The following is a 10984-nucleotide window of genomic DNA, read 5'->3' on the forward strand; positions in this document are numbered from 1 at the left end:
AGGGATTTCTTCGTGGGCTTAGTGTCCTTGTGGGAAAATCTCTTAATATAGCATTCATAATATGATCAACATGAACAAGAAATATATTTTGTTGTCGATCCTGCCCGCTGTTTTTTTTGCCAGCAAATCAACTGCACAGGATTTTAAACCCTTGTTCAATGGAAAAGATATCAGCGGATGGCATACATTTTTAAAAACAAAAGGAAAAAGCAATGATCCTGATACCGTTTTTTCAGTGCAAGATGGATTATTAAAAATAACGGGAAAAGAATTTGGGTATATTGTCACAGAAAAATCGTTTGATAATTTTCATCTTGTTGTTGAATTTAAATGGGGAGAAAAAAAATATCCGCCCAGGGTAGATAAAGTGAGAGATAACGGCATTTGTTATTACGTGGTGCCTACCGATAGAGTATGGCCCCGATCTGTAGAGTGCCAGATACAGGAAGGCGACTGCGGTGATTTCTGGCTGATAGATAGTGTGACCGCCGTTGTAGATGGCGTACAGCAGGGTCCTACTAAAAACACCCGTGTGATAAAGAAAAAAGATAATGAAAAACCCAGCGGTGAATGGAACAGGGTAGAAGTGATAGCCAACAAAGGAAAATGTACACATATAGTCAATGGCGTTATTGTAAATGAAGCCACCGGCGCCAGTCTTCGCTCAGGAAGAATACTCATTCAATCGGAAGGAGCCGAAATTTATTACAGGAAGATTGACATAAAGGAACTGTAATCAACTTTTATAGAAGTAAATGCCAGGTTCGATAATTTCCCAAACAAAAGACTGCGATACAACTGCTACGCTTAGTGTTTGAACTAAACACATCAATACTTTGCTTTCTTCAGTATAGAAAAATTTCTGCTGCTAAAATTGTTGAACGTTTTGCTAATACCCTGAATCGTTCAGGCAGTAATTATTATTTACTTGCTATCATTATTATTCTGAACTGCAAATTCAGAATTGAGTAACGATATACAAGTTGTATGAAGAAAAATGAACACATAGGTTGTGTGACGGGATTTTTATTTTCTACACTTAGTGATATCCCCACTATCCATACGAGTCTCGTGCGGTTACTCCACCCGGTTGAAAACTACAGACCATTTAAAGGAGATCAATTCAAAAAAAACAATGCTTCTATCTTCTCAAATTAAAACTGCTATTATGAAATGCTGCTTTCATGCTGAAATTCAAACCGGGGCACACGCAAAAGTTTTGAAAAAAAACTTTCGTATGCTCATGTGTCTTTTTTTTAGTTGTTTGTTTTTTACAAACCTTATCTATGGACAATCGGAAAAAACAGTTACTGTTAAAGGTACGGTTACCAACCAGGGTGGCGAACCATTACAGGGTGTTACTGTTCAGTCTAAAACAGGTGGTAAAGCAACTACTACGCTGCAAGACGGTTCTTTTCAATTGGAGGTTCCTCAAAACAGCGTATTGACTGTTTCTTATGTTGGCTTTATCAGTAAAGACATTAAGGTAGGGACAACTGATCAATCAAATTTAGGATTGAACTTAATAGCCAATAAAAACGAGATGGAACAGGTAATAGTTGTTGGTTATGGAACAAGAAAAAAATCGGATGTAACCGGTGCAATTGTTTCTGTGAGTGAGCAAGCTATTAAAGATATACCTGCCGCTAATTTAGCGCAGGCGTTGCAGGGCCAGGGTGCTGGTATAGATATTCAAAAAAACGGCGGCAATAGTAAGCCGGGCGCAACACCTTCTATTTTAATAAGAGGATCAAGATCAATCAGCGCTACAAATGAACCGTTGATTGTTGTGGATGGAATTCCATTCAATGGAAATTTTAATGATCTCAACCAGGATGATGTATCATCAGTTGAAATATTGAAAGATGCTTCCGCTACGGCTATTTATGGTTCAAGAGGAGCAAACGGTGTTATACTTGTTAGCACCAAACGGGGCAGGCTGGGAAAGCCAGTGGTTACTTATAGCGGTTACGCAGGTGCATCAAAGATCCAGGATCAATTTCCTGTTATGAATACACAGGAGTTTTTTGAATTTAAAAAATGGGCGTTATATAATGGACGCTTCACTGGTAATAACCGAACCTACTCTGGTATTGATGACCCTGATCTGTTAACGGATGCCGGCAACTTTTCTCCTGAAGAGCTTGATGCGGTTAATAATGGCAGAAGTACCGACTGGCAGAAACTGATTTACCAAACGGGTCTTGTTACCAATCACCAGATAGGGTTTTCAGGTGGACATGATAAAACTCAGTACGCTGTGTCAGGCGGATATTTTAAAGAAACAGGGATCTATTTTGGGCAGGCTTTTGAACGGTTTACTTTAAAGGCCAGTGTAGATCAGCAACTGGGTAAGATAGTTAAGGTCGGCATCAGCTCATTAAATACCTATAGCATTACTGATGGGGAAGGCGCCAATCCGTTGGGGCAAGCATTAAGAGCAAGTCCGTTGGCATCACCGTATAATGCTGATGGAAGTTTGTTAAATAATTTTGTTCCGGGTAGTGCCAGCCAGGTATGGAACCCGTTAGCAAATTTTGTAGATGGCGCCAGTGTACAAAAAAGAAAAAGATTTGGAACTTTTACTACATTTTTTGCCGATGTGAATATTCTGAAGGGATTGAAATATCGCTTCAATACCGGTATTGAGATCAGGAATGATGTGTACGGAGAATTTTTTGCAAGCAAGACTACCAATAATCTTGGCGGCTTATCCACTTCTCAAAACCGAACTGGTTTCCGAACCAGTTATACACTGGAAAACATTCTGACTTATGATAGAACATTTAATAAACATAAAGTAAACGCTACTGGTTTATTCAGTATACAGGAAGATGAGTCGCAAAGCAATCAATTTCGCAACAATACAATCGCGGCGGATCTGTTGCAATATTTTAATCCAACGTATGGAGCGAATTTAGTTGGCGAGGGCGAATATGGGAAATGGGATATTCTTTCTTATATGGGCCGGCTAAACTATAGTTTTAACGATCGTTATTTATTAACGCTTGCTGTGCGGATTGATGGCTCTTCAAGATTAGCTCCGGGGAATAAGTATAATACGTTCCCATCTGCGGCTGTAGCATGGAACCTTAGCAAAGAATCTTTCCTGGAGAATAGCCATATTTTCTCCAATTTAAAATTGAGAGCAAGCTATGGCAGGGTAGGGAGTACTGCTATTGATCCGTACCAGACTTTGGGCGGGTTATCATCTTTGCCATATAATTACGGCGATGTCACCACCACCGGTGTTTACCTGAAAGCTGCTGCCAGTCGTAATCTCACCTGGGAATATACTTCTACTGCTAACCTGGGTGTTGATTTCGGTTTGCTCAATAACCGTATCTCCGGATCAATTGAAGTATACAAGCAGTCAACCGAATCTTTATTATTACCTAAAAATTTGCCTTCTACATCTGGTATTCCCGATCCTGTAACAGTTAATGTCGGCAAAACGGAAAATAAAGGAATCGAACTCCAGTTAAGCACCATTAATATACAAAGCAGGGGAAGAAATAGTTTTAGCTGGACCACCGATCTGAACTTCTTTATTAATCGCGGTAAAATAACTGCGTTGGCCAACGGTGTTACAAAAGATGTAGCTAATAGCAGGTTTGTGGGCCAGCCGATCGGCGTTTTTTATGATTGGAAGAAAGCAGGTATCTGGCAAGCTACTGCGGCGGATACAGCCTTAGCTATAAGTCTTGGTCAAACAGTGAATGGTATCAGTTCTGTAATCGGTAATATAAAAAGAGAAGATATTAGCGGACCCGATGGAAAGCCTGATGGAAAACTCACTGATACTTACGACAGGGTGATACTTGGATCAAGTCAACCCAAATGGGAAGGTGGTATGACCAATCGTTTTTCTTATATGGGATTTGATCTGACCGTCGTTGCATTTGCAAGATGGGGACATATGATCAGGAGCGGTTTACACGGAGCCGGTTTTGCCAATACATTCCAGGGAACTTATAACAATATAAAGACACGATACTGGACACCAGCGAATGGAGAAAATGAATATCCTAAACCAAATGCTAACCAAACCAATACTCCCAACAATTCATTACTGGGATATTATGATGGATCTTTTGTAAAGATCAGAACCATTAGTGTGGGTTATAAGTTACCCGCATCCTTTCTTAAAAAACTGGGCGCCGGATCTGTAAGAGTATATGCAACAGTAGAAGATCCGTTTATCCTTTTCTCCCCGTTCGTCAATAAATATGGAGGGCTGGATCCGGAAGTAGCTGGCAGTGCCAGGAATCCTTCTGTTGCCACATTGAACCTGGATACACCTTCCAACTGGTCAATGATCTTTGGTGTAAATATTTCATTTTAAATGAGCATTAAAATAGTAGTCATGAAAAAAAGATATTTGTTTTTATATATAGTGCCCGCAATTTTTTTCTTCAGTAGTTGCAGTAAAAAGCTTATCGAAGAACCGAAATCGATTTTAACACCCGCTTTTCTTTCTACCACACAAGGTTTTCAGCAGGGATTGGATGCGGCTTATTCAGGCGCCCGGTTGTTTTGGGGCAACCAGGATTATTTTACCGTTACGGTGATCGGAACCGATGAATTTAAAAGAGGTATTGATGGCAACAGCGATATCAATAATTACAGCAGTGGCTATACGCCATCTACCGGCGTAGTAAATGCCAATTGGAGAAACGCCTATATTTTCATTAATGCCTGTAATGGCGTTATTGATAACGCTCCTGATGTAGCATTGCCGGAAGGCACAAAAAAAAGAATGGTAGCCGAAGCAAAATTTCTTCGTGCCAATTTCTATTTTATATTAGTACAGTTTTTTGCGGATGTTACTTTGAATAAAAATTTTCAATTCGAGCCTACCACTTCTGCAAAACGTGATCCCCTGGCCGATGTGTATAACTTTATCGTGCAGGATCTGAAAGATGCTATTGCGGACTTATCGCAGGGCGCAATAAAAGATGTGTTACCTGGTAAAGCCACAAAAGCGGCCGCAACACATGTACTGGCAAAAGTATATTTAACAAGAGCCGGATCCCCTGCCGCTCAGCCAACAGATTATGAAGACGCCTACAATACCGCAAAAGAATTGATAGATAACAAAGCAGTTTATGGCTTATCGCTCCTGCAGGATTTTGGAAAAATATATGAAGAAGGAAACGAAGCTAACAGCGAAGTGATCTGGGCGGTGCAGCATACTTCCAATCTTGCTTTTAACGGTCCAAACAATAGTGGAGTTTCCAATTTCAGTGCGGATAATGTTTTAAATCATATGTGGGTGCCTCAATATGAAAAGCAACCCGGAATGGTTCGTACCACTCAATATGGGCGGCCTTATATCCGTTGTACGCCTACACGGTGGTTAACCGATGTGGCATTTGCCGACAAAACAAATGATACCAGGTATGGAAAGACTTTTCAAACTGTCTGGTATGCTAATAATCCTGATCCCAACGGCTATCCTAAATGGACCGATCCATTACCACCCGGCGCCCCCGCGAATGCAGTAGTCGGTCAACCCAAATTTGCCTTTGGTGATACCGCGATCTATATGCCCGGCTTTGACGTAAGCGATGCACAGATAAAAGCAAGCCGTTATCTGCTTATTCCACCCAGGAAATACAGCAATGCGTTATCGCCGGCTATGTTTAAATATTTTGATACAAAACGTGCCAACCTGAATTTTCCCTCTATACGTTCAGTAATCGCTTATCGCCTGGGCGAAACTTACCTGATTGCCGCAGAAGCTGCATTCAGGACAGGAAAACCATCCGAAGCCGTAGGTTATATTAATACGATTCGTGAAAGAGCGGCTTATCCAGGCGGTGATCCCGTAGCCATGCAGATAACGGAAGCTGATCTTTCCATAGATTTTATTCTGACTGAGCGGAGTCGTGAGTTGTGCGGTGAACTGATGAGATGGCTCGACCTGGTAAGAACAGGTAAATTGGTAGAAAGAGTGACAGCCTATAATCCTGAAGCAGCTCCTAACATACAGGCAAAACATATACTGCGTCCAATTCCGCAGGCTCAACTGGATGCAGTCACAACAGATGCGCCTTATAATAATAGTATGCATTTTCCGGATTGGAATTAATAATTAATAACAGAGGTATTTTTCTTAAGCAGGCAGTTTTTTAAAAAAGAGATCGGTAATGTTCTCATTACTGATCGGTAAGCAATCGTTAGTTTAAAGTACATCACATAATGGTGTACTTTTTTTTGTCTGTCTGAGGGATTAGAGGGAAATGAATGCTTGTAATTAGTTAGTTGTTTATAAAGATTATGTGGACATTGCGTCGTTGCTCCTTCACGTTCTCTGCGTGAAACCTACAGCTTAGATGAGTTTGATATGAACCACAGAGTCACAGAGGCACGAAGACACAGTAATATAAAAGAACTCCTCCCTGTCTCTGTGTCTTGGTGTCTCCTTGGTTCAGCCTTTTCCTTTGCGTTGCTGCTCCTTTGCGAACTTTGCGTGAAACCGTCTTTGTGCACTTTGCGTGAAATCAAAACCATTCACTCAAAAACTTCTGCCATTCACTAAACGCCTGTCGTAGTCGCCGGCAACGTCGGTTATTTTAGTGGTAGTAAATATTATTCTGCCTTTAGCGGATCTACACTCTTTAATAATCAATAAAATGACAACACATCAAATCGAAATGGTACAGCGGTCCTGGGAAAAAATAAATCCGGTGAGACAGGCCGCCGGGGAACTATTTTATCACAAATTGTTTAATAAAGCTCCGCAAATACGGCATCTTTTTGGTAAAGATGTGAACGAACAAGCCGGAAAGTTAACTTATATGATTACGTACGTGGTGAGCCGGCTGGATAAATTAGATACCATACTGGAAGATGTGCAAAGGCTCGCAGTCCGCCATAACAAATATGGAGCTGAACCCGAACATTATATGATCGTAGGGCAATGCCTGCTTGAGACGCTTGAAGAAGGTTTGCCTGGAGATTGGAACAAACAGCTAATGCAAGCCTGGGCCTCTGCTTATGGTATTCTTGCAAATGCGATGATTCAGGCGCAACAGGAATCGGCAGAAAAAAGAGCCTAGCTATTTACACTCTAAACTCAACTGATTCTTTTGCAGCACCATTTTCAATAGCAAGAGCTTGTGTTGCTTTTCGTGTATCACCGCCATCTACAATGATACCTTCACTGGAAGCACCCTCCACCCGAAGAAAAATTGCAGCGGGTGTTAATACTTTTGTTCCGGTAAGCAAAACATCTTTTGAATTAATAAAACGCAATAGCTCATTGGTTGTACTTCCCTTAGCACTCAATCCATTGATAGTGGCATCCTGCACATTATCAAAAATAATAGCGGGTCTAGCATCCGGTTGGTCATATTCAAATCGGATGTTTTGTAAGGTGAGGCCTTTTACATTGCGGGCATACAAACCATAAGCAGGCGGGCCGCCGGGTGCCGGGTCCCATACACCAAAGTATTCCGCTGCTACATTTGGAACTACTTTCGCAGCCTGCGCCGCTGTACCACCGCCTGCATAACTAACATGAACATCTGTAAAACTGATATTTTCCAAATAATATTCACCCATGGCGTTTAAGGTAATGCAGGAATTCTTTTCACCTTCTCTAACACTTACGCCAAAATGTATATCCGGGTGATCAATTGGTTTGGCTACTACGCTTGCACGGATATTATTGAAAGATATATTTCTTATGAAAGGTTTTTTGGTTGATTGATTATTATTTGGTGAATTATTATCGGGGCCACTGAATCCAATCCCGATAGGCCCTGTTACATTCCGCATGATAATGTTGGAAAAACTGAAATTTTCAATGCTTGCTCTTCCTGCGCTTATTTTAATAGGACAGCCATATGTACCGTAGATCAAACAATTGGATACAACAATATTTTGTGATTCGCCACCGCCGAAACGAAAGATGGACCAGCGGGTGCTGAAACTGCAATTGGTAATCGTTACGAATTTATTGCTGCCAAACAAAGCGCAGGCATCGTCCTGGCATTGCACATCGCAATTCATGATGTGTACATTTTCGCTGTTGTTGAAATGAAAACCATCATTGTTCCTGTTCACCCGGTTATAAATTCTTACGCCATCAATATACACTTGTTTGCAACTGAGTATGCGAAAACAATGATAAGCGCTGGCTGTACAAAAAGTATCATGCATGCGCAGATTGTTGCATTGATAGAAGATGCCCAAATGCGGGCGATCGAAATTACCACCTACACCATTTTGTCCCGGACCTGTATTATCACCTTTCCCATTATAAAAGGCAAGACCGTTTCCGTCTATGGTTCCTTTTCCTTCAATAGAAATATTATGCGCATTCACAGCAAATAAAAAAACAATATTGCCATTGCCGGGAGGTACGCCTTTGCCAGTCGTATAATCTTCACGTTTGGGACTGCCTAATAATTTTCCTGCAGCAGCTAGATGTAGCGTAACATTGGATTTTAACTCCAATGTACCTGCAATAAAATCACCGGCGGGTATAAGCACCGTGCCACCTTTATCTTTATAACAGGTGTCAATAGCCGATTGTATAGCAGCCGTATTCAATGTTTTACCATCGCCTTTAGCTCCGTAGTCCTGGATATTATAAATGCGGGTGCCTGATAATTTATCATCATCCGGAACACCGCCGGGTGCTGCCATAGCATTCATACCGATCATACTTGCACCCGCAACGGTAAGCGCCGGAACAGATACACGTCCCAGCCATTGACGGCGGGAGAGAGAACTCTTATCATCCATCTGAATAGTTTTTAAATATTGAACTTTGAAAATTGAGCTTCTTCCTGGCAAGTATATACAATTCATTAAAAAAAGGTTCAATGCTCAACGTTCAACGCTCAATTCTCAACGTATAATAACTTTTTGATTAATTGTTATTTACCTTTTTCAATTAAAACGGCAACAACGGTAAAATGAATCATTTCATTTTGTCAATTTAATAATGAAGCCGATTTGTTTACGTTAATTACTCCCCTTTAGGGGCTGGGGGTTTCTTGCCTTCAATTGTGCTTTATACAAGGATCCCGGTTCCAACCCCTCTTTATTCTGTCCTTCCCATTCCGCATCCGGTCTGCCTTTCAGCCGGCCTTCATATTTTTCACCTTTCATTCCAATGCAATAATTTTTTCCTGATGCCCATGGATTTTGTACAGCCGCTTTTCTTACCGTACAGTTCCATACTACCTGTGTTACGCCTGCCCAGCCATGACCGCTGCCCCAGTTACCCCTGTCCTGTATATTGATATCGCCATCCGTTGTTATGTTATCATACAACGTGCCCACCGCCCAGCGATGATGCGGCCCAATATCGGCGTGTGTTTTTTTAGATGTACAATTGTAAAGTACATTCGGGCCGCAGACTCTTGCACCTGTTACATAATCATGACGGCCTTCTTCAGCATGACAGTTGGTAAAAAGATTCATCTGCCCGTTATTACAAAATGAATAACGCCTGCCACCCGTGATCACGGATTTTGGTTCTAAACTTTTACAATTGTCTACAGTAATAAATTTTGCATCGCCCTGGAGGTTTACACAAGCGAATGCGAAAAAACGTGATGTCACCTGTCGCACCCAACCATTTTCTATTTTATCAAATCGCACTGCATCCCACGAATGGTCTTCCGCCGTATCACTGGCATAGGTTGATTGACATTGCAGATTTTCAATACCGACATGTGATATACGGCCGGGAAATTGATATTTATAAACAAAGCCGCCACCATATTTTTTTTCGATTGACATCATGATGGGATTATCAATCGTGATAGTATTGCCGCTTATTTTCGTGATCACTCTTTCAAACTGCAGGTCATATTCTTTAGCCTGCCATTGCCGGGTGCCGCCCCGGTTTTCTATCTGGTCCATCTTCAGGTCTTTGATCCACGCATCAGTGCCGGGACGTTCAAAAATTATTTTATCGCCTGTGGCAAATCCTTCAACTGAAGTTAGTTTGAAACTTGTAGCACCGGTTGCAATATGTTCAACTGCGATTGCTACGCTGGCACCGGCTTTCTCGATTTTACCTGTACCTGATACATTGATCAGCGGTCTTTGTTGATTGCCTTCAGCAATGAGAATGGTTTCATCTCCTTCGCCGCGCAATACAATACCGGAGGATTGGATGTTTACAGAACCTGGAATTTTATAAATACCTTTCTTTAAAAGAATAGCTCCTTTAAAACCGTTTGCATCCTCATTTTTTTTCGACACTTCATCTATTGCCGCCTGTATGATGGCTTCACTGTTGCCATCGGGAGCCGGCGATATTGTTTTTACAACAGCTATCTCTGGTATTTTTTTATCACCCCGGTAATAACCTACCTGGCTGAAATCAGGAATGATATTCCCATATTCATCCGGAAAATATTTAAGCGAACCATCTTTATTTGTTTTTACAAATGCCGATTGCCAGGCCGGGCTGTGTAGCTGCTTAAACGAACAGGCATAAATGGCACAGATGGCAAGCAGCAATTTTTTTCTATAGCTGAATAGTGACATAGCAAACAATAATTATAAAGAATAAATATCCAGTATAATATTCCGACTTTTTGGACAGAGAAAAACGCTCATGCCAGAATAGTTGAATAGTTTGCTAATCGTATTTCCCCCGAATCTGCGACATTGCCAAAATAGAGAGGCAGGATATAAAAGGATAAGGGAAACCGCTGCAGTTGTAATTGAGTTAAAAAGCCTGGAAGAAATAGGACATTACCAGCGCCTTTTTTTCGCCTGCTATAATGCAATGCCGTTATAAAGACTGCAGGTGAAAAAACAGCGCCTTCCGTGTCTTCGCATATCACGAAGTATGAGCTTAACCTTTCATTACTTATGCGATGCTTAATTAATTCAAGTTGCTAGTTAATTGGTAAGCTTATTCAGTGTAAAAGCCAGAATAAACATTACCAGTTTGAGCAGGAATCCTTTAAAGGTCACTGCGTGTATTTTTCTAAGGAATAGCGCCTTT

The 10984-nt window shown here is 41.2% G+C and carries 6 protein-coding genes and 1 pseudogene; 4 read left to right on the plus strand and 3 right to left on the minus strand.

What is annotated here, in order from left to right; genetic code table 11:
- The first annotated feature begins 70 nt into the window (after positions 1-70).
- From P2W73_RS23860 to P2W73_RS23875, 4 genes are all read left to right on the plus strand, one after another.
- On the plus strand, positions 71-736 hold the full coding sequence (locus P2W73_RS23860; protein ID WP_276504617.1) for a 3-keto-disaccharide hydrolase: 666 nt from the start codon (positions 71-73) through the stop codon (positions 734-736).
- 501 nt (positions 737-1237) lie between these two features.
- The gene (locus P2W73_RS23865; RefSeq protein ID WP_276504618.1) at positions 1238-4345 is read left to right on the plus strand and encodes a SusC/RagA family TonB-linked outer membrane protein; all 3108 of its coding nucleotides are present in this window, start codon (positions 1238-1240) and stop codon (positions 4343-4345) included.
- A gap of 21 nt (positions 4346-4366) precedes the next feature.
- Entirely contained in the window at positions 4367-6094 is a 1728-nt protein-coding gene (locus P2W73_RS23870; protein ID WP_276504619.1) for a RagB/SusD family nutrient uptake outer membrane protein, read from the plus strand.
- Positions 6095-6638: 544 nt separating this feature from the next.
- Complete coding sequence (locus P2W73_RS23875) at positions 6639-7064, plus strand: globin domain-containing protein (RefSeq protein ID WP_276504620.1); 426 nt, start codon at positions 6639-6641, stop codon at positions 7062-7064.
- A 4-nt stretch (positions 7065-7068) separates the two neighbouring features.
- On the opposite strand, the gene P2W73_RS23880 is transcribed toward P2W73_RS23875, so the two are convergent.
- The 3 genes and pseudogenes from P2W73_RS23880 to P2W73_RS23890 form a co-directional block, all read right to left on the minus strand.
- Positions 7069-8757 carry a glycoside hydrolase family 28 protein gene (locus P2W73_RS23880; RefSeq protein WP_276504621.1) on the minus strand — a complete coding sequence of 563 codons (1689 nt, stop codon included), beginning with the start codon at positions 8755-8757 and terminating at the stop codon, positions 7069-7071.
- A gap of 222 nt (positions 8758-8979) precedes the next feature.
- Positions 8980-10518, minus strand: coding sequence for a hypothetical protein (locus tag P2W73_RS23885; protein WP_276504622.1), 1539 nt, complete (start codon positions 10516-10518; stop codon positions 8980-8982).
- A gap of 360 nt (positions 10519-10878) precedes the next feature.
- A pseudogene (locus P2W73_RS23890) lies at positions 10879-10984 on the minus strand (IS982 family transposase); the annotation flags it as partial.

Source organism: Terrimonas pollutisoli, from assembly GCF_029360765.1.
Taxonomy (GTDB): Bacteria; Bacteroidota; Bacteroidia; order Chitinophagales; family Chitinophagaceae; genus Terrimonas_B; species Terrimonas_B pollutisoli.